Below are 658 nucleotides of genomic sequence, written 5' to 3' on the forward strand. Positions count from 1 at the left end.
ATGGTGGTCTGTATTTGATACCTCAAAAACACCTCGCTGGGAGCAATAGTTGTAGTGATGGGTATTTTCTTTATTCTCGTTTTACTCAGCTTTCCCGCTGTGTTGATTGTCGCTGCTCAGCGCTGGGCCATTCTCGACAAGCTGGGTGTCGTGGTGTTGGCTTTTGCCTCGGGTATTGTGCTATCGGGTTTCAATATCCAGAACTACTTGCCCGGTAGCGATGTGCTCTCGATCCAAACTCAGGTAACTGAAGTCGCCATAGCCTTGGCAATTCCAATGCTGGCTTTTTCAATGGATATTAAGTCTGCTTTTCACTTGGCTGGGCCAACGATTAAAGCCATGATTCTAGCATTGTTTAGCGTGATGATTATCACGACGATTCTGTCTTTACTGTTTGATGGGCGAATAGAGCATTTGTGGCAAGTTGCTGGATTAGCGGTCGGCGCGTATACCGGAGGAGGCCCGAATATGGCGGCTATTAGTGCGGCAATTGAAGGTGAGCAGTCGGTGTTTATTACGATGACCAGCTATGATATTTTGCTGTCGGCCTTATATCTATTATTTGTTGTGAGCCTCGCAAAACCGCTGTTTAGCCGGTTTTTAAAAGCCTTCAATGAAAGCGAAAAGTTGCCCTTGAATAGCACGTCGGGTGGGGGGC

General features: G+C 47.1%; 1 protein-coding gene. It reads left to right on the top strand.

Annotated elements, in window-relative coordinates; translation table 11 throughout:
- Positions 1–57 precede the first annotated feature (57 nt).
- Positions 58–658, top strand: a 601-nt coding sequence (locus A3763_RS16875; protein WP_156495138.1) for a DUF819 family protein, incomplete at its 3' end; no start/stop codon positions are given.

Source organism: Oleiphilus sp. HI0128, assembly GCF_001635365.1.